The sequence below is a fragment of the Streptomyces sp. Qhu_M48 genome, from assembly GCF_051305195.1.
GTDB lineage: Bacteria > Actinomycetota > Actinomycetes > Streptomycetales > Streptomycetaceae > Streptomyces.
This window is the reverse complement of the sequence record NZ_CP195432.1, coordinates 62607-86229: the sequence shown is the minus strand read 5'-3', so window position 1 is coordinate 86229 and position 23623 is coordinate 62607. Positions and strand designations below refer to the sequence as shown.

Sequence of the window (23623 nt, the reverse complement as noted above, 5' to 3'; positions counted from 1 at the left end):
ATGATCACGCCCCGCACCGCGGCCGTGCCCGCCTCCGCCGTCCTGCCTGCCCCGCCCCGCCGCCCCTGGGCGGCGGCCTTCCGGAGCCTGGTCGCCCTGTCGGCGGCGACGGGCCTGGTCATCGAGTGCGTCCACGGAGACCTGCCGGTCGTCCTGAGCTTCTTCACCATCTGGTCCAACATCCTGGTCACCCTCGCCCTCGGCTGGGGCGCCGCCCGCGCCTGGACCCGCCGCCCTCCCCTGCCCGCCCTGTGGACCGGCGGGGTGCTGCTCTGCGTCACGGTGGTCGGCCTCGTCTTCCACCTGGTGCTCGACAACCCCGCGAGCGGGTTCGGCCAGGCCGAGGAGATCGCCCGCCTCACGGGCGCGAGGGCCGTCGCCAACCAGCTCCTCCACACCGTGACCCCGCTCGGCACGGCCCTCGACTTCCTGCTGCTCACCCTCCCCGGCGCCCTCCGGTGGCGCCACGCCGCCCAGTGGCTCGCGGTCCCCGGCCTCTACCTCGCCTTCGCCCTGGTCCGCGGCGCCCTGCTCTCCCCCGGCACCCCGACCCGCTACCCGTACCCCTTCCTCGACGTCACCGCCCACGGCTACCCCGTCGTCCTCACGAACGCGGTCGTCCTCGGCGCCGTCTTCTACGCCCTGGGCCTCGCGATCGTCGGCCTGGACCGCGTCCGCCCCGCCCCGCGACCCCCAGAAAACCGGATTTCGTCTCAGCGCGCGCGTGGGCTAAAGTAAGCGATGTCGCCGCGACGTGAACAACAGAGCAGTGACATCGGGGTGTAGCGCAGCTTGGCAGCGCGCTTCGTTCGGGACGAAGAGGTCGTGGGTTCAAATCCCGCCACCCCGACAGCCGACATTCAGGGCCTGATCCGCTTACGCGGGTCGGGCCCTGAGTGGTTTCCGGGGGCGGTTCGGGGGCCCCGGGGAGCCGCCTCGTGGGCGGCTCCCCGTGCTCCGGGCGGGGGCGTCAGATCACCGGCGGGCGGCCGAGGCGGGTCATCCGGCGGACCGTGGACCAGCGCATGGGGTGGCGGGGGCCGCCCGAGCGGCGGACGCCTTCCGCGAAGCCGGCGAACCAGGACGCGAGGCCCGGCAGGGAGCGGGTGCGGGCCACGGTGAGGAGGGTCCAGACGCCCAGGTAGACGGGGACGAGCAGGGCCGGCAGGTTGCGCTTGGCCAGCCAGACGCGGTTGCGGGCGGTCATCCGGTAGTAGACGGCGTGCCGGGCCGGGCTGGTCTTCGGGTGCTGGAGGAGGAGCTTCGGCTCGTAGACGACCTTCCAGCCCGCGTCGAGGGCGCGCCAGGCGAGGTCGGTCTCCTCGTGGGTGAAGAAGAAGTCCTCCGGCCAGCCGCCGATCTCGTCGAGCATCGGCATCGACAGGCCGTGGCCGCCGCCGAGGAAGGTGGTGACCTCGCCACCCCGCATCGGGTCCTTCGCCCCGAGGCGCGGGACGTGACGGCGCTGCGTCTCGCCCGTCTCGTCGGCGATGCGGAACGACACGACGCCCAGGAAGGGATCGGCCTCGTACAGGTCGGCCAGGCGGCTGAAGACGTCCGTGTCGACGAGCAGGCCGTCGTCGTCGAGGTCCACCACCACGTCGACGTCGCCGAAGTCGCGCAGCGTCTCGATCGCGACGTTCCGGCCGCCGGACACGCCCCTGTTCTCGGGGAGTTCGACCCCGGTCACGCCCTCGGGGAGCTCCGGGAGCGTCCCGGTGCCGTTGCCCACGACGACGATCCGGGCGGCCGGTTCGTCCTGTCGTGCCACGGCGTCGAGCAACGCCCCCAGCTCCGCCGGGCGCGTGCCCATCGTCAGTACCGCCACACCCACACGAGGTCGCGCCACGCCCTGCTCCGTTCCCTGCTCACCGACGTTCGCCGGTACCCACTCCGGACGCACTCCGGGCCGCGATGCTAACCGGCCGAGGCCACCCGCCGTTCATCCGCACCTCGGTCGGCGTCCATCGGAGGAGGGTGGGCGAGGGGGAGGGCCGGTCGGGAGCGGGGGGCCGGGGCCGTCTTCCCGGCGGTCGGCGCGCGTACCGGGGGGAGCGCGGCGAACGGCGTGGTCGGACGGCTCTACGCTGGTTCCCTTCCGTCAAGTTGATCGAATGTCGAAGGGGTGGTCTTCAGGTGCTGGTCGCGGACCGATATCGGCTTCATGTGTGTATCGGCCGGGGCGGCATGGGTGAGGTGTGGCAGGCCACCGACGAGGTCCTCGGCCGCGACGTCGCGGTGAAGCTGATGCTCGCGCACGGGACCGACCCCTCCGCCGCCGACCGGTTCCGGCTGGAGGCGCAGACCGCCGCCCGGCTGAGCCACCCGCACGTGGTGGGCGTCTTCGACTTCGGCACGTGGGACGGAAAGCTGTTCCTCGTCATGGAGTTGGTGGAGGGCGACAGCCTCGCCGGGAGTCCCTCCGATCCGCTGGTGCTGCCGGCCGAGCGGGTCGCCGTGGTCGCCGCCCACGCGGCCGCCGGTCTCGCCGCGGCGCACCGGCAGGGTGTCGTGCACCGGGACATCAAGCCGGGGAACCTGCTGGTCGACGCCGACGGGACGGTGAAGCTGGCCGACTTCGGCATCGCGCGCTTCGTCGACGACCCGTCGGGGGCGCTCACGACGACCGGTCAGATCGTGGGCACGGGGCTGTACCTGGCTCCCGAGCGGGCCCTCGGGCAGTCCGCGTCACCCGCCTCCGACGTGTACTCGCTGGGCTGTGTGCTCTACCAACTCCTCACCGGGCGTCCGCCGTTCCGCGCGGATACGGCCACCGCCCTGCTGTACCAGCACATCGACACCGCCCCGATGCCGCCCGGCCGGCTGGGGGTGGCGCTGCCGCCCGAGTTCGAGACGTACCTGCTGAGCCTGCTGGCCAAGCAGCCGGAGCAGCGGCCGCCGGCGCAGGCCATCGCGGACTGGTTCTCCTCCGGCGCGTGGCGCGCCTACTCCGCGCCGGCCCCGGCGCACCACCGGCCCCCGGCGGCGCACCGCGCTCCCCATCACGCCCCTCAGCGCAGCGCGGGCCGGTCGTCGGCCGCCGCCACCGGCCCCGCGCCCCTGCCGCCGTCCGTGCCCATGCCCGCACCGGCTCCCAGACCCGCGCCCGGGCGCGGGCGTGGACCCGCGTCTGGGCAGATCCGCAGACCGGCGCCGACCGGCGCCGGCACGTCCCGGCGGCGGGAGCGGCCCGGCACCTCCGGAGGCGGTCTCGCGGAGCTCTCCCGGCGCCGTCCCCGCAAGACGGCCGCCGTGGCCGGTGCCATCGCCTTCGTGGTCTTCCTGGTCATCGGGATGGCCTGGCTCTCCTGAGGCCGCCCCGCGGTCGGGCGGCCCCTCCGCTCAGTAGGCCCTCGGCGCCATCACCTGCGGTTCCCCGTCCGCCGTCGCGATCAGCAGGCAGCGCGGTGTGCCGGGCCCCGGGGTGACGCGTACCGACACCGGTGTCGGTGGGTCGGTCGGCAGCTCGATCGGGACGGTGAGGGGTCCGTCGCCCTTGCTCTTGGCGTACCCGGTCTCCTTGCCGTCGACCAGGATCTCGACGATCCAGCTGTGCCCGGTGTGCACGGTCGTGGAGACCGAGTGTCCGAGGTGGTCGATGTGGAAGTGGTGCCGTCGGCTCATGGGTCACCTCCGTACCTCCAGAGTAGGGAGGGAGCGCCGGGTCCGCCGTCCCGACGACGGCCGGAGTGCGGCCGGAATGCGGCCGGAATGCGGCCGGAGTGCGGCCCCACCGGCCCGGTGTTCAGATGGACCGGTACGCCGATCACCGCCCGCGCGGAACGGAGCACCGGTTCATGAGCGACACCCTGCCCTCCTTCGAGGACACCACCGACTTCGAGAACGCCGACCGGGGTTTCCTCGGCGCCCTCGTGCCCGGCACGGTCACGGCCGCCGACGGCCGGACCGTCTGGGACGGCGATGTCTACGGCTTCCTGAAGGCGGAGTGCCCCGACACCGCGCACCCGAGCCTCTGGCGCCAGGCGCGGCTCTGTTCCCGGCAGGGCCTGTACGAGGTCACCGAGGGCATTTACCAGGTGCGGGGCCTGGACCTGTCGAACATGACGATCGTCGAGGGCGAGCGCGGGATCGTCGTCCTCGACCCCCTCATCTCCACCGAGACCGCGGCGGCCGCGCTCGCGCTCTACAAGGAGCACCGCGGCGACCGTCCGGTCACCGGCCTGATCTACACCCACTCGCACGGCGACCACTTCGGCGGCGCCCGCGGTGTCCTGCCGCACGGCGCGGAGGAGGGGGTCCCGATCCTCGCCCCGGCCGGTTTCCTGGAGCACGCGGTCAGCGAGAACGTGTACGCGGGCAACGCGATGACCCGCCGCGCGAGCTACATGTACGGGGCGAACCTGCCGAAGGCGCCGGACGCCCAGATCAGTGCAGGCCTCGGGCAGACCACCTCCCTCGGCACCGTCAGCCTGATCCCGCCGACCGTGGACATCACGGAGACCGGCCAGGAGGAGACGGTCGACGGGGTGCGGATCGTCTTCCAGCTGACGCCGGGCACCGAGGCCCCGGCCGAGATGAACTTCCTCTTCCCCGACCACCGCGCCCTGTGCCTGGCCGAGAACGCCACGCACAACATGCACAACGTCCTGACCCTGCGCGGCGCGGTCGTCCGCGACGCGCGGATCTGGGCCGCGTACCTCGACGAGGCGATCGACTTCTTCCACGGGCGGTACGACGTCGGTTTCGCCTCCCACCACTGGCCGACCTGGGGCCACGACAACGTGGTGGAGTTCCTGGCCGGGCAGCGCGACCTCTACGCGTACCTGCACGACCAGTCGCTGCGGCTGCTCAACGAGGGCCTCACCGGGCCGGAGATCGCCGAGCGGATCGAGCTGCCGCCGGCCCTGCAGAAGTCCTGGCACGCGCGCGGCTACTACGGCTCGCTCCACCACAACTCCAGGGCGGTCTACCAGCGCTACCTGGGCTGGTTCGACGGCAACGCGGCCCATCTCTGGGAGCACCCGCCGACCGAGCTCGCCCAGCGGTACGTGGACGTGGCCGGCGGCCCCGCCGCGACCCTCGCCAAGGCCCGCGCGTACGCCGAGGAGGGCGACCTGCGGTTCGCGGCGACCCTCCTCGACCACCTGGTCTTCGCCGAGCCGGACGACGCCGAGGTGTACGGCGAGGCGAAGGAGGCCCTCGCCTCCGTGTACGACCGGCTCGGGTACGGCTCCGAGAACGGCACCTGGCGCAACTTCTACCTCACCTCGGCGCAGGAGCTGCGGGACGGCGTCTCCGGCGACATGGTCGACACGACCAACCCCGAGATGGCGACGGCCCTGACCGTTCCCATGCTCGTCGACTCGATCGCCGTCCGGATCGACGGCCCGCGCGCGTGGGACGAGGACCTGACCATCGACCTCGTCGTCGCGAACGAGGGGCGCCGCCGGCTCACCCTGCACAACGGGGCCCTCACCCACCGGGCCGTCGAGGGCGAGCCCAGGACGCCGGCCGGGCTCACCCTCTCCCTGGGCAAGGCACAGCTCCTCGGCCTGCTCGCCGGCGAGGAGCTGCGGGAGCTCGGGATCGGAGTGGAGGGCGATCCGGCCCTGCTGGCCCGGCTGTTCTCGTACGTGACGACGCCCGATCCCCGGTTCCCGATCGTCACCCCGTGAGGTGGTCCCGATGACCGAGCGCCGTCCTCAGCGGCTCGCCCACGCGAGCGCCCCGAGCAGGATCAGGGTCAGGCAGATCCCGAGGTTGACCACCTTGTACTGGAGGAAGACCGCGACGAACTCGCGGATGGTCGCCGACGGCCAGAAGTAGGCGGCGGTCGGCGAGCCCACCACCTGGCCGTTCACGCCCGCCCTGCGGGCCGAGAGGGCGGCCCGGAAGGCGTGGAAGTTGTTGGTGACGATCACGCACGAGGAGCCCGGCCGGTCCCGCTCCATCAGCTCCCTGGTGAAGAGCATGTTCTCCTCGGTGGTCCGCGAGCGGTCCTCGCGGACCAGGGCCTCCGGCGGGAACCCGCGCGCGACGAGGTAGTCGGCCATCGCGTGGGACTCGGGGAGTTCCTCGTCGGGCCCCTGCCCGCCCGAGGTGACGAGGACGGGGGCGTCGCCGTCCCGCCGCTCGTACGCGGCCAGCCTCTCGTACACCTCGCGTCCCCGGTCCAGACGGCTGGCGAGGAGCGGGGGCACCCGGCGGCCGCCGACCAGGCCGGAGCCGAGGACGACCACGTAGTCGGCGTCCCGGCGGATCCGCATCCGGCCGTACAGGTAGGCGTAGCCGACGAAGCAGACGAAGAGGAAGGAGACGTAGCCGAGGACGAAGAGGGTGGTGACGACCACTATCCGCAGGGTCCAGGACTGGATGGCGGCCGCGGACACGGCCAGGGCCATCACCCCGAACATGCCGAGCCCGGCGAGGAGCGAGAGCAGGTTGCCCGGACTTCTGCCCTCCTTGCGGACCATCTTCACGCCGTTCCACGTGAGCAGCCCCGCGAGGACCACCGGGCCGAGCCCGAGCACGAGGAGCGCGACGACCATCACGGACTCGGCGACTCCGGGCGGGGCGTCGTCGATCCCCGCGATCAGTCCGATGCCGAGGAAGGTGACGGCGAGGCCGAGGAGCACGGCGTTGCCGAAGCGGCGCCGGTCCCGCCGCACGCCGAGCCCGAAGAACAGCAGGAAGACCGTGGCCACGGCGAAGGCGAAGGACATGCCGGCCATCGTAGGCACGGCGACCGACAACGGTGTGAACGCGGGGGGCGTCCCGGGCCGGGGTGCGCTGATGAACCCGGGGCGGGTCCGGGCCGGCCGCCGGAAGGCTGCGATGGACCCCGGTTCGGGCCGGGGCCGGTCCTACCCCTCCCCCGCCAGCGCGAACAGGCCGCGCCGCGCGCCCTCTTCGTACGCGCACCGCAGTTCCCGGCCGTCGAGCAGCGACCTGAGGACCGTCTCGCTGCGGGCGCGGGTCGCGACGCAGTGCTCCGCCGGCCGGTACGAGGAGTCGAAGACGGAGCTCCGCAACAGGTCCACCGCGCCCAGCAGATGGGCCGCCTCGTCGCGCCGTCCGGCCGACACCCGGATCTGCGCCAGGAGTTCCGCCCCGGCGGCCGCGCCCGCCGCCGAACCCATCCGCAGGTGCTCGCGCACCGCCCGCCGGGCGTGCGCGGCGGCCCGCTCCAGCTCTCCGTCCCACATGGCGAGCTCGGCCCGGACGTGGTGCGCCCAGGCCTCGGTACACACGTCGCGGCCGACCCGGGGCCACCGGCTCTCGCGGTCCAGCTCCCCCTGGTCCAGCGCCTCCTGCGCCGCCTCGGGGTCCGTGGGGCACAGGGCGAGCGCCAGGCCGACCCAGCACGCCTGCCGGGTCGGCCCGAACTCCGGGTACTCCACCATCAGCGCGAGCGCCTCCCGGAACTCGTCCGCCGCCGCGCGCGTACGCCCCTGGTAGAGGGCGGTCGCGCCCCGCAGATGGGCGAGCAGCCCCAGGGCGCGGTCGTCCCCGTCCCGTACGGCCGCCGCCCAGGCCCGGGCGAGGAGCGGGTCGGCGTCCTCGGGGCGGCCCGACTCCAGCTCCAGGAAGGCGGCGAGCCACAGGGCGCGGGCGGTCGGCTCCCCGGCGGACAGGGAGAGGGCGTGGCGCAACCGGACCCGGCCCTCGGCGGCCCGCCCGCAGGCCACCCAGAGGAACCAGAGGGAGACGACGACCTCGACCGCCGTGTCCGCCTCGGCGCTCGGCGAGAGCGGCGCGGTCGTCGGGTCCATGGCGGCTGCCAGGTCGGGGAGTTCGCGCAGGGCCAGGTCGCGCGCGTCGCACTGGCGGCCGCTCTGCCACCGGTCGGCGGCCCGCCTGGCGAGTTTCACGCACCAGCGCCGGTGGCGCAGGACGACGGCCCGGCGTTCGCCGCGCTCGGTGAGCCGGCGGGCCCCCACGGCCCGCATGGGGTGCGGCATCCAGTAGCGGGGCACGTCGCTCTCGCCGTCGAACAGGTCGTCGACGGCGAGGAGGGCGGAGGGGGCGAGCCGGTCGAGGACCGACAGGACCGCCGTCGGGGGCAACGCGCGCCCGGCGCACACCTCGCGGACCGCGTCGCGGCCGAAGGCTCCCTCGAAGACGGAGAGCCGCTCCCACAGGAGCCGTTCGGCGGGCCCGCAGCGGTCGTACCCTTGCTCGGCGGCGGCGAGCTGCTCGGGGCTCACCGGCTCTCCCCAGAGCAGCGTCGGCCCACCGGTTCCCGGTGGATTTCCGAACCTCATCCGCTTCCCCGTCCGCTTCCCCGTCCGTGACTTACACCCGATCCGATGGCGAACAAACGCCGATGCGGCTTGAATGCATACGCCTCGGTCCACATCCTGGGGCGCCCTGGGACCCACACCCACGGTTTGCCGGGGATCGACCAGGGAGGGAAATGAGTACCGAGGAATCCGTCCTGGGAGAGGCGGATCTTTCGCTGATCCACGCACTGCAGGTCGCCCCGCGCGCCAGCTGGACCCAGCTGTCGACGGTCCTGGGGCCGACCCCGGACACCCTCGCCCGGCGCTGGGAGCACCTCACGGGCGGCGGCTACGCCTGGAGTTCGCTGCTCGCCGCCCGCCACGCCACGGACGCGATGCTCTACGCCTGGGTGGAGCTGGAGTGCGTCGCGGGCGCCGCCGAGGCCACCGCGGGCGAGGTCTCGGCCGATCCGTGCACCCTCGGCGTCCACCAGGTGACCGGCGACGCCGATCTGGTCCTGCTCGTGGTCTGCCCCGACCTGTACGCGCTCGACGCCTACCTCTCCGGGCGGGTGCGGCTGCTGCCCGGGGTGCTCCGGGCCCGGACCCAGGTCGTCACCCGGCTGCACAACCGCCCGTACCGGTCGCGGATCGAGCAGCTCACGCCGTCGCAGGTCCAGCTCCTCACGGAGCTCACGGGCGGGGACCGGCGGGCGCGGGCGGCGTCGCGCCCCCACCCCAACCTCACGGAGCTCGACCGCCGGCTGGTCGCGGAGCTGGCGGGGGACGCCCGCCGCAGCGCCGCCGAGCTGGCCCGGCAGTGCGGTACGAGCGAGTCGACGGTACGGCGGAGGCTGGACGTCCTCACGGCGGGCGGCGTCCTCCACCACCACTGCCTGCCGGCCCCGAGGTTCTCCGGGCGCCCGGTGTGGGCGATGGTCACGACCGACGTGCCGCCCCTGGAGGTGCCGACGACGGTGGCGGCGCTGGGGCGGCTGCGCCAGACCCGGCTGGTCACCTCGGTCACCGGCCCGCACAACCTCGCGGTCGCCCTGTGGCTCCGTACGGTCGACGAACTGCACGAGGTCACGGCGGCGCTCGTACGGGCCGCCCCGGCGCTCCGGATCGCGGGCACCGCGCTCTCGCTGCGCACCCACAAGATAGGGGCCCAGGTCCTCGGGCCGGACGGCCGCCGGACCCACCACGTACGTCCTGACACGCCCGCCTGACACGCCCGCCTGAGCGTGGCCCCTTCTCAGGCCGGCCTGGACGCCTTGACCGAGTACATCAGCGGGATGCGGGGGCGGTCCGCCGGGAAGCGGTAGTAGCCGTCCTCGTGCCGCTGGAGCGCTCCGTAGCGGGGGAAGAGCGAGGCCTCGTGCTCGTGCAGGAACTCGATCCGCAGACCCGCCTTCGCGAGGGCGGTGACGACCTCGCCGACCGGGTGCACCCATTCCACGCTGCGGTTGTGGACGGTGGCGGCGTCGAGTTCGGCGTACGTGCCCGGGGAGGTGTCCACCCAGGGTTCGCGGACGAAGTAGTCGTGCACGATCCGGCTGCCGGTCTCGTCGTCGAGCGAGTCGGTGAACGGATGGAACTCCGCCACGTACAGGAAGCCGCCGGGAGCGACGAGCGAGGCGGCGGTCTCCGCCCAGCGCTCGATGTCGGGCAGCCAGCTCAGCGCCCCGCTGCCGGTGTAGACGATGTCGTACGCGCTGTCCGGGACGGCCTCGGCGGCGTCGTACACGTCGGCGGCGACGAAGGCCGCCCGGTCCTGGGTGAGGCCCAGGTCGGCGGCGAGCGAGCGGGCGGTCTCGACGGCCGGCTCGGAGAAGTCCAGGCCGACCACGTGCGAGGCGCCGTGGCGCGCCCAGGAGAGGGTGTCCAGGCCGATGTGGCACTGGAGGTGCAGCAGGGAGCGTCCGGTGACGTCGCCGACCTCCGCGAGTTCGAAGTCCCGCAGGGCGTCCTTGCCCGCCCGGAAGGTGTCGAGGTCGTAGAAGGCGCTGGCGGCGTGGATCGGGACGCGCTCGTCCCAGCGCGCGCGGTTGGCCTCGCGCCAGTCCTCGGGGATCGGTGAGTACATGTCGGCGAGGTTATCCACAGGTTGAGGGGGACGCGACCTGATTGTCCGCCGCGCGGAGCATCATGGGAGCCATGACTGAGAGCAAGAACGCCGGGCTCGACGACGGGCTCACCGACCGGACCCCCACGTGGGAGCGGCGCTTCCGCGCACCGCGTGTCTCCCTGCCCGAGTGGGCCGAGGAGGCCCCCCACCGCTCGCTCTTCGTGTCGAACGCGACGGGGACGTACGAGCTGTACGCCTGGGACCGGTCGACCGGGGAGCAGCGGCAGGTCACGGACCGGCCGAACGGCACGACGGACGGCACGCTGTCGCCGGACGGCGCCTGGATCTGGTGGTTCGCGGACACCGACGGGGACGAGTTCGGCGTGTGGATGCGCCAGCCGTTCGGCGGCGGCGCGGACGAGCCGGCGGTGCCCGGCCTCGACGCCTCCTACCCGGCGGGGCTGGCCATCGGCCGGGAGGGCACGCTGGTGGTGGGCCGCTCCACGGACGAGGACGGCTCGACGATCCACCTCGTGCGCCCCGGGGCGGACGCCCCGGTCGAGGTCTACCGGCACCGGGAGTCGGCCGGGGTCGGCGACCTGTCGTACGACGGCGCGCTGATCGCCGTCGAGCACACCGAGCACGGGGACGCGATGCACTCGGCGCTGCGGGTGCTGCGCGCCTCGGACGCGAGCGTGCTCGCGGAGCTCGACGACACCAAGGGCGGCACGGAGGAGCTGGGGCTGTCGGTCCTCGGCTTCGCCCCGGTCGCCGGGGACACCCGGCTGCTCGTCGCGCACCAGCGGCGCGGCCGGTGGGAGCCGATGCTCTGGGACGTGGCGGCGGGCACCGAGACGGAGCTCTCGCTCGACCTGCCGGGCGACGTGTCGGCCGAGTGGTACCCGGACGGCTCCGGCCTGCTGATCGTGCACAGCTTCGAGGCCCGCAGCGAGCTGTGGCGATACGAGATCGCCACCGGCGCCCTGGTCCGGCTGGAGACCCCGCCCGGTTCGGTGTCGAGCGCCACGGCCCGCCCGGACGGCAGCGTGGAGTACCTGTGGTCCTCGGCCGCCGAGCCGCCGGTGGTGCGCTCCACGGACGGCGGTGTCGTCCTCGATCCGCCCGGTCCCAAGGCCCCGCCCTCGGTGCCCGTGGAGGACGTGTGGGTGGAGGGCCCCGGCGGCAGGGTCCACGCGCTGGTGCAGCGCCCGGCGGGCGAGGGCCCCTTCCCGACCGTCTTCGAGGTGCACGGCGGCCCGACCTGGCACGACAGCGACGCCTTCGCCTCGGGCCCGGCGGCCTGGCTGGACCACGGGTACGCGGTGGTGCGGGTCAACTACCGCGGCTCGACGGGGTACGGCCGGGAGTGGACGGACGCGCTCAAGCACCGGGTCGGCCTGATCGAGCTGGAGGACATCGAGGCGGTCCGCGCGTGGGCGGTGGAGAGCGGCCTCGCCGACCCGGCCCGGCTCGTCCTGTCGGGCGGCTCCTGGGGCGGCTACCTCACCCTCCTCGGCCTCGGGACCCGGCCCGACGCGTGGGCGGTCGGTCTCGCGGCGGTCCCGGTCGCGGACTACGTCACGGCGTACGAGGACGAGATGGAGGCCCTCAAGGCGCTGGACCGGACGCTGCTCGGCGGCTCCCCCGAGGAGGTGCCCGAGCGGTTCGCGGCCTCGTCGCCGCTGACGTACGTGGACGCGGTGAAGGCCCCGGTGCACATCTCGGCCGGCGTCAACGACCCGCGCTGCCCGATCCGTCAGATCGAGAACTACGTCGACCGGCTCGCGGCCCGGGGCGCGGTCCACGAGGTCTACCGGTACGACGCGGGCCACGGCTCGCTCGTGGTGGAGGAGCGGATCAAGCAGGTCGCCCTGGACCTGGCGTTCGCCGCGAAGCACCTGGGGACCCGGCCGACGGAGGGCTGAGGTCCCTTGCGTACCGTGGGGGCGTGTACCGGTTCCTGAGAACGCCCCGCTGGTGGGGGATCAACGTCTTCGTCCTGCTGGCGATCCCGTTCTGCGTCTTCATGGGGACCTGGCAGATGGGCAAGTTCGAGGATCGCGTCGAGTCCCATCAGGAGGCGGAGGAGCGGCCCGCCGCGAGCACGCTGAGGGCGGAGCCGCTGGACGCGCTGCTCCCGGTCAGCAAGGAGACCTCGGGCCGGTCGGCCGAGGCACGCGGCCGGTTCGGGGACCAGTTCCTCGTCCCGGGCCGCGAGCTGGACGGCCGGACCGGTTCGTACGTCCTGACGATGCTGCGGACGGACGCCGGACGGTCGCTGCCGGTGGTCCGGGGCTGGCTCCCCACGGGCGCGAAGGCCCCCGCGCCGCCGTCCGGCGAGGTCACGGTGGTGGGCGCGCTCCAGGCCTCGGAGAACCCGGGCACGAAGGGCGTCCGCACGGCCGGCGGGCTGCCCGAGGGCCAGCTCGGGATGATCAGCGCGGCGGCTCTGGTGAACGTGGTCACGGACGACGTGTACGACGCCTGGATCACCCTCGCCGACTCCCCCGCGGGCCTCAGCCCGGTCCCGGCGGCCGCGGCGGCGGGCACGAGTCTGGACGCCAAGGCGTTCCAGAACCTCGGCTACACCGCGGAGTGGTTCGTCTTCGCGGGCTTCGTGATCTTCATGTGGTTCCGCCTGGTGCGCCGCGAGGCGGAGGCGACCCGCGACGAGGCACTGGGCCTGTAGTCGGCACGGCCCCCGGAACCGGGGCCCGAGGGCCGCTCCTGTTCCGGGGGTCGTGAACCGGTCCGTGTTCCGGGGGCCGATGGCCCGATCCGTGCTCCGGGGGCCCGGGTGGCTCAGCCGGCCAGGACGCCGGTGCGGTAGATGGTGCCCGCGCAGGCGTTCGGGATGGATGCCGAGGCCGAGGGGCCGCCCGGTTCCGCGACATGGCTGACCAGGACGCTGCCGTCCGCGAGGCCGCCGTCCGCGCGGAGCAGCTGCGGTGCCGCGCCCGCGTCCGCGCCCCCTTCCGAGCCGGTGCCCGGCACGGTGCCGCCGCCACCGGAGCCCGCGCCCTCGGTGGGTTCGGGGTCGCCCGTGGGCTCCGTCGGCGGGACCGTCGTGGGCGGTGTGGTCGGCTCCTCCGTCGGCGGGGGCTCGGTGGGCGTCGGGGTGGTCCCGGTCGTGCGGCAGGTCTCGCTCGGCACCCAGACGAACTTCACCTCGTAGGAGCCGCTCGGCTTCAGGAGGAGCGAGGACGACTCCTGCGAGGGGTCGGGCAACCCGCTCCCGCCGTCACCCGAGGTGTGCCGGACCACCGAGATCCGGCCCGGGTCGGCCGCACCGCGGGCCTCGAAGCTGACGATCCCGCTGCCGTCCACGACGCAGTCCTGGCCGGAGACGTTGGCGATGCGGAAGGTGCCGTACACCCGGCCCTCGCCGTCGGGTCCGCCGGCGTCGGCGCCGCTGACACCGAGCTGGCCTGCCCCGCACCGCGGCGTGGAGCCGTCGCCCCCGCCCTGCGGCTGGCGCGGACCGCTGCCGGAGATACCGGGACCGGGCCGCTGCGGCTCGCCCTCGGAACCGTCGGCCGCGCCCTGGCTCGGGGACACGCTGCTCGCGGGGGCCGTGGAGCTCTTGCCGCCCTCGACGCCGGTCTCGGTGCCGGTGCCGCCCTGGGCCTCCTCGCCGTGGCCCGCGTTCACCGGGTTGCCGGCGGCCGAGACGCCACCGGAGGCGGCGACGTGCACGAAGGCCGGTACGGCCGTGCCGATGAGGACGGCCGCGGCGGCGGCACCCACGATCGCCTGCCGCTTGCGGGCGCGCCGGGCGGGCACGGCGCGGCGCAGGTGCTCCAGCGAGCCCTGGGAGGGCTCCAGGCCGGACACCGCGCCCTGGAACAGCCGCCGCAGCGCGAGTTCGTCGTCTCCGTCGCCCTCGCCGGGCTCGATGTTCACCATGCGCTGTCCACTCAGATCGTCACGTTCGTCTCGGGCGTCGCCGTCCTTGGCAGGTGCCTCGCTCATGACGTCGTCGCCCCCATCGCGACGCGCAGCGCCGCGATGCCCCGCGAACCGTACGCCTTCACCGAGCCCAGGGATATTCCGAGCGCCTCGGCGACCTGGACCTCGGTCATGTCCGAGAAGTACCGCAGGGCGAGCACCTCGCGCTGGCGCCGCTGGAGTCCGCGCATCGCCCTGATGAGGTCCTCGCGCTCCAGCTGCTCGTACGCCCCCTCCTCCGCGCTGGCCATGTCCGGCATCGGCTTGGACAGCAGCTTGAGTCCGAGGATGCGGCGGCGCAGCGCGGACCGGGAGAGGTTGACGACGGTCTGGCGCAGGTAGGCGAGCGTCTTCTCCGGTTCACGGACCCGCTTGCGGGCCGAGTGGACGCGGATGAACGCCTCCTGGACGACGTCCTCGCAGGAGGCCGTGTCGTCGAGGAGCAGCGCGGCGAGACCGAGCAGCGACCGGTAGTGGGCGCGGTAGGTCTCGGTCAGGTGGTCGACGGTGGTCCCGGCCGCGGAGGCGCCTTCGGCGCTCGTCCGGGGCGACGGGATGCCGTCCACCGCGCTCGCGCGGGATCCGGTGGGCACGGGCGCGATCACCGGCATGCCGCCGAGAGGGCGCGGGCGCCTGAACGCGCTGACCGCTGGGGTGCGTACGGGGACGACGCCGGCGCTCCGCACGGGGAGCACCGCCGTGCCCGCGCCGCGCAGCGGGGCGATGGTCGCGATGTCGAGTACCTCTGCCACGCATGTTGGACACGCTTCCCCCCGGCAGGGTTGTACGCGTACGCCACCCTTTTCAAGGGTGAGTTGTTCATCCCCATGCGTAACTGTTCTCCCCCTATGCCCCACTTCCACAGCGTGTTCCGCGCCACACGGCCGTGGGTGCACGCAGAGACGCCCTCCACCCAACTACTGGTTGCAGCAAGGGGGAAGAGCATCGTCAACCACGGCATCACCGCAGTTCAAGAGGTATCTGACGCCTATTTGCTCACAGGTCGTTCACAGATCCTACAAAGCTGTGACAACCGATTCCGCGATCTGGAGGGCGTTGAGGGCCGCTCCCTTGCGCAGATTGTCGGCGCAGACGAAGAAATCGAGCGCCCGCTCGTCGCCCATGGAGCGCCGCACCCGCCCGACCCAGGCGGGGTCGGTGCCGACGACGTCGGCGGGGGTGGGGAAGTCGCCCGAGGCGGGGTCGTCGTACAGCACGACCCCGGGCGAGGTCGCCAGGATCTCGTGCGCGCGCCCGACCGGCACGGGATGCTCGAAGCGGGCGTGCACGGAGACGGAGTGCCCGGTGACGACCGGGACCCGCACGCAGGTGGCGGCGACCCGCAGGGCGGGAAGTCCGAGGATCCGGCGGGTCTCGTCCCGTACGCGCTCCTCCTCCGAGGAGGCCCCGTCGGCGCCCGCCGTGCCCGACCAGGGCAGGACGTTGAGCGCCAGGGGCCCGGGGAAGGGGCCGGTGGTGTCGCCGACCGCCCGCCGTACGTCGCCGGGGTGGGTGCCCAGTTCGCCGCGGCCGGCCACCAGGCCGAGCTGGGCCCGGAGCGCCTCGACGCCCGCCTGCCCGGCCCCGGCGCCGCTGGCGGCCTGCTGGGCGGTGACGACGAGCTCGGTGAGCCCGAACTCGGCGTGCAGGGCGCCCACGGCGACGATCAGCGCCAGGGTGGTGCAGCCGGGGCTCGCCACGATGCCCCGGGGCCGTACGCGCGCCGCGTGGGCGTTGGTCTCGGGGACCACGAGGGGCACGTCGGGGTCCGCCCGGAAGGCGGCGGAGGTGTCCACGACGACGGCGCCCTTGGTGGCGGCGACGGGCGCCCAGCGGGCGGCCACCGCCTCGGGCACCAGGAAGAGCGCCAGGTCGACGCCTTCCAGCGCCTCCTCGCTCAGCGCGAGGATCTCGCACTCCTCCCCGCGCACGGGGGCCTTGCGGCCCGCCGAGCGCGGGGAGGCGAGGAGGCGTATGTCGCCCCAGACGTCCGCGTGGTACGTGAGCATCTGGAGCATCACCGAGCCGACGGCCCCGGTCGCACCGACGACCGCGAGCGTCGGCTTCGGTGTCATCGGCCGGTGCCTCCGTAGACGACGGCCTCGTCCGAGTCGCTGTCCAGGCCGAAGGCGCTGTGCACGGCGCGCACGGCCTCGTTGACGTCGTCGGCGCGGGTGACGACCGAGATGCGGATCTCGGAGGTCGAGATGAGCTCGATGTTCACGCCCGCGTCGGAGAGCGCGCGGAAGAAGTCCGCGGTGACGCCCGGGTTGGTCTTCATCCCGGCGCCGACCAGGGAGATCTTGCCGATCTGGTCGTCGTAGCGGAGCGAGTCGAAACCGATCGCGCTCTTCGCCTTCTCCAGGGCGTCGATGGCCTTGCGGCCCTCGGCCTTGGGGAGGGTGAAGGAGATGTCCGTGAGGCCGGTGGAGGCGGCAGACACGTTCTGCACGATCATGTCGATGTTGATCTCGGCGTCCGCGACGGCACGGAAGATGGCCGCGGCCTCGCCCGGCTTGTCCGGCACGCCGACGACGGTGATCTTCGCCTCGGAGGTGTCGTGGGCGACGCCCGAGATGATGGCCTGCTCCACCTTGCGGCTCTTTTCTTCGGAGTGTGGCTCGTTGCTGACCCAGGTGCCCTGCAGTCCCGAGAAGGACGAGCGGACGTGGATCGGGATGTTGTAGCGACGCGCGTACTCGACGCACCGGTGCAGCAGCACCTTGGAGCCGGAGGCGGCGAGCTCCAGCATGTCCTCGAAGGAGATCCAGTCGATCTTCTTCGCCTTCTTCACCACCCGCGGGTCGGCCGTGAAGACGCCGTCGACGTCGGTGTAGATCTCACAGACCTCGGCGTCGAGCGCCGCCGCGAGGGCCACGGCGGTGGTGTCGGACCCGCCACGGCCCAGCGTGGTGATGTCCTTCTTGTCCTGGGACACGCCCTGGAACCCGGCGACGATGGCGATGTTGCCCTCGTCGAGGGCGGTACGGATCCGGCCCGGCGTGACATCGATGATGCGCGCTTTGTTGTGGACCGAGTCGGTGATGACACCGGCCTGGCTGCCCGTGAAGGACTGGGCCTCGTGGCCCAGGTTCTTGATCGCCATGGCCAGCAGGGCCATGGAGATCCGCTCTCCCGCGGTCAACAGCATGTCGAACTCACGCCCGGCAGGGATCGGGGATACCTGCTCGGCGAGATCGATCAGCTCGTCCGTCGTGTCGCCCATCGCGGAAACCACGACGACCACCTGGTGGCCGTTCTTCTTGGCATCCACGATCCGCTTGGCGACGCGCTTGATGCCTTCGGCATCGGCAACGGAGGAGCCTCCGTACTTCTGCACGACAAGGCCCACGTGCGCTCCTCGCTCAGTGTGTGCCGCAGCCGGTGCTGCGATCGGCTCAGTCTAACGAGCGACCCGCGAACACCTACGTGATACCGGATGGTGAGACAGAGCGCTCACGGAGTGATCATCACGCGCTCTCAGAGCCGCTCGGGCAGCCCCAGCGGAGCACCGATCTCCTCCGCCATCACCCGGCCCGCCTCCTCGGCGAGGTCGTCCTCCGTCAGGTCCTCGTCCGTGTCCAGGCCGTCGAGGGCCGCGAGGGGCTGGTCGAGGCGGACGTGGGCGACGAGGGACTGGAGGGCGCGGAGGGTGGCCGAGGCGGTGGGTCCCCAGTTGGAGAAGTACGAGAACTGCCACCACCACAGGGCCTCACTGGTCCGGCCCGCCCGGTAGTGGGCCAGGCCGTGCCGCAGGTCGGTGACGATGTCGGCGAGGTTGTCGGAGATGCGGGCCGGGACCGGGACCTTGCGCGGCTCGTACGGGTCGAAGACCTCCGAGAAGACGTCGACCGGGTCGAGGAGCACGGCGAACCGCTCGCGCAGGTCGTCCACGTCCGGCTCGGGACCGGTGTCCGTCTCGTACTGCTCGTCCGGGAGGATGTCCTCGTGCGCGCCGAGCCGCCCGCCCGCCAGGAGCAGCTGTGAGATCTCCAGGAGCAGGAAGGGGACCGCGCTGTCCGGCTCGTCGCCCTTGGCGACCTCGGTGGTCGCGACGATGAAGCTCTCGATGGAGTCGGCGATCTGGACCGCGAAGTCGTCGGGGTTCTGCGTGATCGCGTGCAGCGTGGGGTCAGACATCGAGGAGCCTCCCTGAGAGCGCGCCGGCCCGGTCGTCATACATCTAGCAGCCTCCGCCCCTCGAAAGCACGGCCGAGGGTCACTTCGTCGGCGTACTCCAGGTCGCCGCCGACGGGGAGCCCGCTCGCGAGCCGGGTGACCTTCAACCCCATGGGCTTGATCATCCGCGCCAGGTAGGTCGCGGTGGCCTCGCCCTCCAGGTTCGGGTCGGTCGCGAGGATCAGCTCGGTGACGGCGCCGTCGGCGAGCCGCGCCAGCAGCTCGCGGATGCGCAGGTCGTCCGGGCCGACGCCGTCGATCGGGCTGATCGCGCCGCCGAGGACGTGGTACCGCCCCCGGAACTCGCGGGTCCGCTCGATCGCGACGACGTCCTTGGGCTCCTCGACCACACAGATGACGGTCAGGTCGCGGCGGGGGTCGCGGCAGATGTTGCACTGCTCCTGCTGGGCCACGTTGCCGCAGACCGCGCAGAACCTGACCTTCTCCTTGACCTCCAGGAGCGCGTGCGCGAGCCGGCGGACGTCCGTCGGCTCGGCCTGGAGGATGTGGAAGGCGATCCGCTGCGCGCTCTTGGGACCGACGCCGGGCAGCCTGCCCAGTTCGTCGATGAGGTCCTGAACCACGCCTTCGTACACGGAACGCCCCTTCAAGGGAGTGCTTGATTCTTACGGTAGTGGCTGAAAGCGAGCCTTAGAAGCCCACGGGGGTGAGGGAAGCGGGGGGCTCAGAAGCCCAGGCCCGGCATTCCGCCCATGCCCTGCGCCAGCGGACCGAGCTTGGCCTGCTGGAGCTGCTGCGCGTTGTCGTTGGCGGCCTGGACGGCGGCCACGATCAGGTCGGCGAGCGTCTCGGTGTCCTCCGGGTCGACCGCCTTCGGGTCGATCACGAGGCCGCGCAGGTCGCCGGAGCCGGTCACGGTCGCCTTGACCAGGCCACCGCCCGCCTGTCCCTCGACCTCGGTCGCGGCCAGCTCCTGCTGGGCGCGGGCGAGGTCCTGCTGCATCTTCTGGGCCTGCTGGAGAAGCTGCTGCATGTTGGGCTGACCACCACCGGGAATCACGGTCACTCCTGAGGTTCGGTACGTCCGTATGTCGGTACGCCGAGCCTACGTGGTCCCCGCTCGCCCCGCCTCCATCACTCTTTCGGGTGAGAAACTGCGGGCTCCTCTACCTGATCAACACCCTCTTGCGGGCGGAAATCCTGGGATTCCGGGCCCGTCGCCCACCATTCGGCGGTAGGAAGGGCAGGCACCACGTGCACCGCACGTCACAGAAGGACACGAGCGCTGAGCTGAACAGAGGAGTCCCCCGGTGAGCCAGCAGCCGGAGATGCAGCCACCGGGGCCCCCCGGGGGAGACGTCCACCGCGATCTGACCGGTACGCCGTTCCCCCTGGGCGACTGGGGCGAGCCCGCCGAACGGCTCGACGAGCTGTACCGCCGGGTGGAGTCCCACGCCCTGCGCACCGCCGAGTGGTACCTCTCCGACCGCGCCCGGAAGCGCCGCGGTGCCCGGATCCTGCGGATCGGCACGGCCGCCGGGGTGATCGCCGGCGCCGCCCTCCCGCTGCTCGACCTGACCGGCGTGACGGAGGGCACCGTCGGCTGGGGCTACCTCTCGCTGCTGCTCGGCGCCGCCTGCGTGGCCTGCGACCGGTACTTCGGCCTGACGTCCGGCTGGATGAGGGACGTGGCGACGGCACAGGCCGTGCAGCGCCGTCTCCAGGCCCTCCAGTTCGACTGGGCCTCGGAGAGCGTCCGGGAGGTGCTGGGCCCCACGGAGGGCACCGCCAGCGAGGCGGCCGAGCGGTGTCTCGGCGTGCTGCGCCGCTTCTCGGAGGACGTGACCGAGCTCGTACGGGCGGAGACCGCGGACTGGATGGTCGAGTTCCGCTCGGGTCCGGCGCCGCTCGCGCTCCAGTCGGTGGGCGTGATGCCCGCCCGGCCCGAGAGCTCCCACCCCTCGGGCCGCTTCCCGCTGCCGCCCGGGACCCGTCCGAACATGCCGCGCCAGCGGCCCCCGGAGGCCCGCTAGGGCCGTCCGGGGGCCGCTGGGTGCCGGGGGGCCGCTCGGCCTCCGGGCCCGCCCCGCTCCGAGCCGCCGACCCTGGACGCTCGGCCCTGGGCGCCCGGCCCGGGCCGGGGCGGGGTCAGCTGAGGATGATCATGGAGCCCTGTGCCAGGCTCCGGGTCGCCGCCGCGTGCAGGCCCAGCCACACATGCCGCTCCCGGGCGAAGGGGCCGCCGTCCAGGGGGGTCGCCACGGCCGGCTCCTCCAGGGAGGTCGGCCGCTCCGGCGGCAGGGGGGCCGCCGGCGGGTTCGCCGGGTCGATACCGATCGAGGGCGCCACGAACTGGAGCTCCCGCAGCAGCCCGTACGAGGAGCCGAGCGGCCCGCCGCCCTCCAGGAGCTCGTCGCTGGCGAGCGGCACCGGGAAGTCGACCGGGACGTACGCGCCCGCGTGGTCGTAGTGCCAGACCAGGTGCGACTGCTGGGCGGTCGCCTCGAACATCTCCAGGAGCTGTTCGTAGTCCCCGCCGAGCTCGCCGACCGGTTCGACCGGCAGCCCGCACATCTGGAGGAGGTACACCCGCCGCAGGAAGTGCAGGGCCTCGTAGTCGAAGCCGGCGATCGGGGCGACGTCACCGGAGAGTCCCGGCATGTACGCGTAGACGGGCACGGTCGGCAGACCGGACGCGCTGAGCACGGCGTCGTACTGGGCGATCTCTTGGGCGAAGGGGTTGTCGGGGCTGTGGCACAGCACGTCGACGAGGGGGACCAGCCACAGGTCACAGGCCAAGGGACGCTCTCTCTCCGTCAGTTGCGGGGGACGCTCGCGGGGCGTACGCCAGGCATTTGCAGGGACGGCCAGGTTAGTCGGCGCCCCACGGACACCGTCCACCCGCTGAGGAACTGCCCCCGGAGGCCCGGCCTCAACCCGAACTCGGGCCCCGGCCCCACGCGCCCCGCCACCGGTGCGCGCCGGCCGGCCCCGGCCTCAGTGGGCCCGAGCCTCCAGGTACCCCGCCCATTCCAGCGAGTGCGCGTTGTACTGCCGTACGACCGTCACGGCCGCCTGCGCGTCCCCGCGGGTGATCGCGTCGACCAGCTCGACGTGGTCGCTCCACAGCCAGCCCAGCATGTCCCGCTCGGAGCGCAGGTAGGGCACGGAGAAGACCCAGGCCTGGACGCGGAGCCGGTGCAGGAAGTCGGCGATGTGGTCGTTGGCGGAGACCAGGCGTCCCAGCTCGCGCCAGTAGCGGATGTCGTACCCGATGAGGACGTCGAGGTCCCCGGCGCGGGCCGCGCGGGCCGCCGCCTCGCCCCTGCGCCGTACGGAGACGAGCGCGACGCCGATCCCGAGGTCGGGTCGCGGGGCCGCGGCGGGGGGCAGCGGCACGGCGGGCGCGTGGCGGCGGAAGATGCCGTCGACGACGAGCATCCGGGCCTCGACCATGGCCCGGTAGTCGTCGACCGAGTACTGGTGGACGCGGAAGCCGCGGTGCTGGTCGGAGTCGAGGAGGCCTTGCGCGCAGAGGTCGACGAGGGCTTCGCGTACGGGGGTCGCGGACACCCCGTACTGCTCGGCGATCTGCTTGACCGTGAACTCCTCGCCCGGCTGGAGACGGCCCGCGAGCACTTCGTCACGGAGCGCGTCCGCGATCTGCTGTCGCAAGGTGTTGCGGGTGACAGCTCCGCTCGCGGGCATGGGTCGGCCCCCTCCGTCCGGCTCCGGACACCCTAGTCCAGACGGAGGGGGCCTCTCCGGGTCGCGGTCAGACGGTGTGCTCGTCGGCGACCGAGAGGGCCGCGTCGAGGGCCGCGAGGCCTTCCTTGGCCTCCGCCTCGGTGACGTTGCAGGCGGGGACGGCGTGGGTGCGGTTCATGTTGACGAAGGGCCACAGGCCGTTCTTCTTCGCCGCGGCGCCGAAGGCGGCCATGGGCGCGTTGGCCTCGCCGGCCGCGTTGTACGGGACGAGCGGCTCGCGGGTCTCGCGGTTCCTGACCAGGTCGAGCGCCCAGAAGACGCCCAGGCCGCGGACCTCGCCGACGGACGGGTGGCGCTCGGCGAGCTCGCGCAGGCCGGGGCCGAGGACGTGCTCGCCGATGTGGGCGGCGTTCTCGACGACCTTCTCGTCCTCCATCACCTGGAGGGTGGCGACGGCGGCGGCGCAGGCGAGCGGGTGGCCGGAGTAGGTCAGTCCGCCCGGGTAGGGGCGCTTGTCGAAGGTGGCGGCGATCTCGGCGTTGATGGCGACGCCGCCGAGGGGCACGTAGCCGGAGTTCACGCCCTTGGCGAAGGTCATCAGGTCGGGCACGACGTCGAAGTGGTCGGCGGCGAACCACGCGCCGGTGCGGCCGAAGCCCGCCATGACCTCGTCGAGGACGAAGACGATGCCGTACCGGTCACAGATCTCGCGGACGCCGGCGAGGTAGCCGGGCGGCGGGGTCATGATGCCGGCGGTGCCGGGGACGGTCTCCAGGATGATCGCGGCGATGGTCGCCGGACCCTCGAAGGCGATCGTGTCCTCCAGGTGCTGGAGGGCCCGCGCGCTCTCCTCCGCCTCGGTGGTGGCGTAGAAGGGCGAGCGGTAGAGGAACGGCGCCCAGAAGCGCACGACGCCGGCCGAGCCGGTGTCGGAGGGCCAGCGGCGCGGGTCACCGGTCAGGTTGATCGCGGTGGAGGTGGCGCCGTGGTACGAGCGGTAGGCGGAGAGCACCTTCGTACGGCCGGTGTGCAGCCGGGCCATGCGGACGGCGTTCTCGACGGCCTCGGCGCCGCCGTTGGTGAAGAAGATCTTGTCCAGGTCGCCGGGGGTCCGCTCGGCGATGAGGCGTGCGGCCTCGGAGCGGACGTCGATGGCGAAGGCGGGCGCGAAGGTGGTGAGCTTCGCGGCCTGCTCCTGGATGGCGGCGACCACGCGGGGGTGCTGGTAGCCGATGTTGGTGTAGACGAGGCCGCTGGTGAAGTCGAGGTAGCGGTTCCCGTCGTAGTCCCAGAAGTACGAACCCTCGGCGCCGGCGACGGCGAGCGGGTCGATCAGGCCCTGGGCGGACCAGGAGTGGAACACGTGCGCGCGGTCGGCGGCCTTGACGGCGGCCCCGGCCTGGGGATCGGGTTCGATGACATGAGGGGTCATGGGTCGAGGGTAAGGAACCGCAGGTGGGAAGGCCATGGCCATCCTGTCCACCGAGACCGGGGCGGACGCGACACCTTGTTCCCTCGCTCCTTCGCGTCGGCCTCCCCGCCGTCCCGCGCGGCTTCCCTCCCGTCTCCCGTACGG

The 23623-nt window shown here is 73.0% G+C and carries 22 protein-coding genes and 1 tRNA gene; 8 read left to right on the top strand and 15 right to left on the bottom strand.

Translation table 11 applies throughout. The features are described from left to right. Together ACRRSS_RS00415 and ACRRSS_RS00410 are read left to right on the top strand one after the other, a co-directional pair. Nucleotides 1–738, top strand: a complete 738-nt coding sequence (locus ACRRSS_RS00415) for a Pr6Pr family membrane protein (RefSeq protein ID WP_435969267.1) — start codon at nucleotides 1–3, stop codon at nucleotides 736–738. Between the two features lie 38 nt (nucleotides 739–776). Continuing rightward, nucleotides 777–850 (top strand) — tRNA-Pro (locus tag ACRRSS_RS00410). A gap of 120 nt (nucleotides 851–970) precedes the next feature. On the opposite strand, the gene ACRRSS_RS00405 is transcribed toward ACRRSS_RS00410, so the two are convergent. Beyond that, the gene (locus ACRRSS_RS00405) at nucleotides 971–1849 is read right to left on the bottom strand and encodes a glycosyltransferase family 2 protein (RefSeq protein ID WP_435969266.1); all 879 of its coding nucleotides are present in this window, start codon (nucleotides 1847–1849) and stop codon (nucleotides 971–973) included. A gap of 287 nt (nucleotides 1850–2136) precedes the next feature. Here ACRRSS_RS00405 and ACRRSS_RS00400 point away from each other — a divergent pair, with 287 nt between their 5' ends. Next, nucleotides 2137–3312: a protein kinase domain-containing protein gene (locus ACRRSS_RS00400; RefSeq protein ID WP_435969265.1), complete on the top strand. Its 1176-nt coding sequence runs from the start codon at nucleotides 2137–2139 to the stop codon at nucleotides 3310–3312. 30 nt (nucleotides 3313–3342) lie between these two features. Here ACRRSS_RS00400 and ACRRSS_RS00395 read toward each other — a convergent pair whose 3' ends face one another. Continuing rightward, the gene (locus ACRRSS_RS00395) at nucleotides 3343–3624 is read right to left on the bottom strand and encodes a hypothetical protein (RefSeq protein WP_435969264.1); all 282 of its coding nucleotides are present in this window, start codon (nucleotides 3622–3624) and stop codon (nucleotides 3343–3345) included. Between the two features lie 173 nt (nucleotides 3625–3797). Here ACRRSS_RS00395 and ACRRSS_RS00390 point away from each other — a divergent pair, with 173 nt between their 5' ends. Further along, entirely contained in the window at nucleotides 3798–5636 is a 1839-nt protein-coding gene (locus ACRRSS_RS00390) for an alkyl/aryl-sulfatase (protein ID WP_435969263.1), read from the top strand. A gap of 27 nt (nucleotides 5637–5663) precedes the next feature. On the opposite strand, the gene ACRRSS_RS00385 is transcribed toward ACRRSS_RS00390, so the two are convergent. Both ACRRSS_RS00385 and ACRRSS_RS00380 read right to left on the bottom strand, forming a co-directional pair. Then, entirely contained in the window at nucleotides 5664–6683 is a 1020-nt protein-coding gene (locus ACRRSS_RS00385) for a YdcF family protein (RefSeq protein WP_435969262.1), read from the bottom strand. A 141-nt stretch (nucleotides 6684–6824) separates the two neighbouring features. Beyond that, nucleotides 6825–8168, bottom strand: coding sequence for a tetratricopeptide repeat protein (locus ACRRSS_RS00380; protein ID WP_435969261.1), 1344 nt, complete (start codon nucleotides 8166–8168; stop codon nucleotides 6825–6827). 209 nt (nucleotides 8169–8377) lie between these two features. Between ACRRSS_RS00380 and ACRRSS_RS00375 the strand changes: the two genes are divergently transcribed. Continuing rightward, entirely contained in the window at nucleotides 8378–9412 is a 1035-nt protein-coding gene (locus ACRRSS_RS00375; protein ID WP_435969260.1) for an Lrp/AsnC family transcriptional regulator, read from the top strand. A gap of 26 nt (nucleotides 9413–9438) precedes the next feature. Here the strand turns inward: ACRRSS_RS00375 and ACRRSS_RS00370 are convergent, their stop codons facing one another. Next, on the bottom strand, nucleotides 9439–10269 hold the full coding sequence (locus ACRRSS_RS00370) for a class I SAM-dependent methyltransferase (RefSeq protein ID WP_351895207.1): 831 nt from the start codon (nucleotides 10267–10269) through the stop codon (nucleotides 9439–9441). A 62-nt stretch (nucleotides 10270–10331) separates the two neighbouring features. On the opposite strand from ACRRSS_RS00370, the gene ACRRSS_RS00365 reads away from it, so the two are divergent. Together ACRRSS_RS00365 and ACRRSS_RS00360 are read left to right on the top strand one after the other, a co-directional pair. Next, the gene (locus ACRRSS_RS00365; RefSeq protein ID WP_435969259.1) at nucleotides 10332–12176 is read left to right on the top strand and encodes a prolyl oligopeptidase family serine peptidase; all 1845 of its coding nucleotides are present in this window, start codon (nucleotides 10332–10334) and stop codon (nucleotides 12174–12176) included. A gap of 23 nt (nucleotides 12177–12199) precedes the next feature. Beyond that, nucleotides 12200–12940, top strand: a complete 741-nt coding sequence (locus tag ACRRSS_RS00360) for an SURF1 family protein (protein ID WP_435969258.1) — start codon at nucleotides 12200–12202, stop codon at nucleotides 12938–12940. 113 nt (nucleotides 12941–13053) lie between these two features. Here the strand turns inward: ACRRSS_RS00360 and ACRRSS_RS00355 are convergent, their stop codons facing one another. From ACRRSS_RS00355 to ACRRSS_RS00325, 7 genes are all read right to left on the bottom strand, one after another. Next, entirely contained in the window at nucleotides 13054–14223 is a 1170-nt protein-coding gene (locus ACRRSS_RS00355) for a hypothetical protein (RefSeq protein ID WP_435969257.1), read from the bottom strand. Continuing rightward, the gene (locus tag ACRRSS_RS00350; RefSeq protein WP_435969256.1) at nucleotides 14220–14951 is read right to left on the bottom strand and encodes a SigE family RNA polymerase sigma factor; all 732 of its coding nucleotides are present in this window, start codon (nucleotides 14949–14951) and stop codon (nucleotides 14220–14222) included. Before ACRRSS_RS00350 ends, ACRRSS_RS00355 begins: the two co-directional genes overlap by 4 nt. 264 nt (nucleotides 14952–15215) lie before the next feature. Continuing rightward, nucleotides 15216–16274 (bottom strand): aspartate-semialdehyde dehydrogenase, encoded by a 1059-nt coding sequence (locus ACRRSS_RS00345; protein ID WP_435969255.1) that lies wholly within the window; start codon nucleotides 16272–16274, stop codon nucleotides 15216–15218. Continuing rightward, nucleotides 16271–17551 carry an aspartate kinase gene (locus ACRRSS_RS00340; protein ID WP_435969254.1) on the bottom strand — a complete coding sequence of 427 codons (1281 nt, stop codon included), beginning with the start codon at nucleotides 17549–17551 and terminating at the stop codon, nucleotides 16271–16273. Before ACRRSS_RS00340 ends, ACRRSS_RS00345 begins: the two co-directional genes overlap by 4 nt. Nucleotides 17552–17679: 128 nt before the next feature. Beyond that, nucleotides 17680–18339 (bottom strand): DUF5063 domain-containing protein, encoded by a 660-nt coding sequence (locus ACRRSS_RS00335; protein ID WP_435969253.1) that lies wholly within the window; start codon nucleotides 18337–18339, stop codon nucleotides 17680–17682. A 35-nt stretch (nucleotides 18340–18374) separates the two neighbouring features. Then, on the bottom strand, nucleotides 18375–18974 hold the full coding sequence (recR, locus tag ACRRSS_RS00330; protein WP_351895192.1) for a recombination mediator RecR: 600 nt from the start codon (nucleotides 18972–18974) through the stop codon (nucleotides 18375–18377). 89 nt (nucleotides 18975–19063) lie between these two features. After that, nucleotides 19064–19399, bottom strand: coding sequence for a YbaB/EbfC family nucleoid-associated protein (locus tag ACRRSS_RS00325; RefSeq protein WP_030209773.1), 336 nt, complete (start codon nucleotides 19397–19399; stop codon nucleotides 19064–19066). A gap of 268 nt (nucleotides 19400–19667) precedes the next feature. Between ACRRSS_RS00325 and ACRRSS_RS00320 the strand changes: the two genes are divergently transcribed. Beyond that, nucleotides 19668–20372, top strand: a complete 705-nt coding sequence (locus ACRRSS_RS00320) for an SLATT domain-containing protein (protein WP_435975216.1) — start codon at nucleotides 19668–19670, stop codon at nucleotides 20370–20372. A 115-nt stretch (nucleotides 20373–20487) separates the two neighbouring features. Here ACRRSS_RS00320 and ACRRSS_RS00315 read toward each other — a convergent pair whose 3' ends face one another. The 3 genes from ACRRSS_RS00315 to ACRRSS_RS00305 form a co-directional block, all read right to left on the bottom strand. After that, nucleotides 20488–21138, bottom strand: a complete 651-nt coding sequence (locus ACRRSS_RS00315; RefSeq protein ID WP_435969252.1) for a hypothetical protein — start codon at nucleotides 21136–21138, stop codon at nucleotides 20488–20490. A 198-nt stretch (nucleotides 21139–21336) separates the two neighbouring features. After that, nucleotides 21337–22047 (bottom strand): GntR family transcriptional regulator, encoded by a 711-nt coding sequence (locus ACRRSS_RS00310; RefSeq protein ID WP_435969251.1) that lies wholly within the window; start codon nucleotides 22045–22047, stop codon nucleotides 21337–21339. 67 nt (nucleotides 22048–22114) lie between these two features. Further along, the gene (locus ACRRSS_RS00305; protein ID WP_435969250.1) at nucleotides 22115–23479 is read right to left on the bottom strand and encodes an aspartate aminotransferase family protein; all 1365 of its coding nucleotides are present in this window, start codon (nucleotides 23477–23479) and stop codon (nucleotides 22115–22117) included. Between the last annotated feature and the right edge of the window lie 144 nt (nucleotides 23480–23623).

Bases quoted from the DNA above. Each gene is read 5' to 3' on its own strand.
- ACRRSS_RS00395 (WP_435969264.1), bottom strand. From the start codon at position 3,624: ATGAGCCGACGGCACCACTTCCACATCGACCACCTCGGACACTCGGTC.
- ACRRSS_RS00335 (WP_435969253.1), bottom strand. From the start codon at position 18,339: ATGTCTGACCCCACGCTGCACGCGATCACGCAGAACCCCGACGACTTC.
- ACRRSS_RS00310 (WP_435969251.1), bottom strand. From the start codon at position 22,047: ATGCCCGCGAGCGGAGCTGTCACCCGCAACACCTTGCGACAGCAGATC.
- ACRRSS_RS00365 (WP_435969259.1), top strand. From the start codon at position 10,332: ATGGGAGCCATGACTGAGAGCAAGAACGCCGGGCTCGACGACGGGCTC.
- ACRRSS_RS00305 (WP_435969250.1), bottom strand. From the start codon at position 23,479: ATGACCCCTCATGTCATCGAACCCGATCCCCAGGCCGGGGCCGCCGTC.
- ACRRSS_RS00390 (WP_435969263.1), top strand. From the start codon at position 3,798: ATGAGCGACACCCTGCCCTCCTTCGAGGACACCACCGACTTCGAGAAC.
- ACRRSS_RS00415 (WP_435969267.1), top strand. From the start codon at position 1: ATGATCACGCCCCGCACCGCGGCCGTGCCCGCCTCCGCCGTCCTGCCT.
- ACRRSS_RS00370 (WP_351895207.1), bottom strand. From the start codon at position 10,269: ATGTACTCACCGATCCCCGAGGACTGGCGCGAGGCCAACCGCGCGCGC.
- ACRRSS_RS00320 (WP_435975216.1), top strand. From the start codon at position 19,668: ATGCAGCCACCGGGGCCCCCCGGGGGAGACGTCCACCGCGATCTGACC.
- ACRRSS_RS00385 (WP_435969262.1), bottom strand. From the start codon at position 6,683: ATGTCCTTCGCCTTCGCCGTGGCCACGGTCTTCCTGCTGTTCTTCGGG.
- ACRRSS_RS00375 (WP_435969260.1), top strand. From the start codon at position 8,378: ATGAGTACCGAGGAATCCGTCCTGGGAGAGGCGGATCTTTCGCTGATC.
- ACRRSS_RS00345 (WP_435969255.1), bottom strand. From the start codon at position 16,274: ATGACACCGAAGCCGACGCTCGCGGTCGTCGGTGCGACCGGGGCCGTC.
- ACRRSS_RS00355 (WP_435969257.1), bottom strand. From the start codon at position 14,223: ATGAGCGAGGCACCTGCCAAGGACGGCGACGCCCGAGACGAACGTGAC.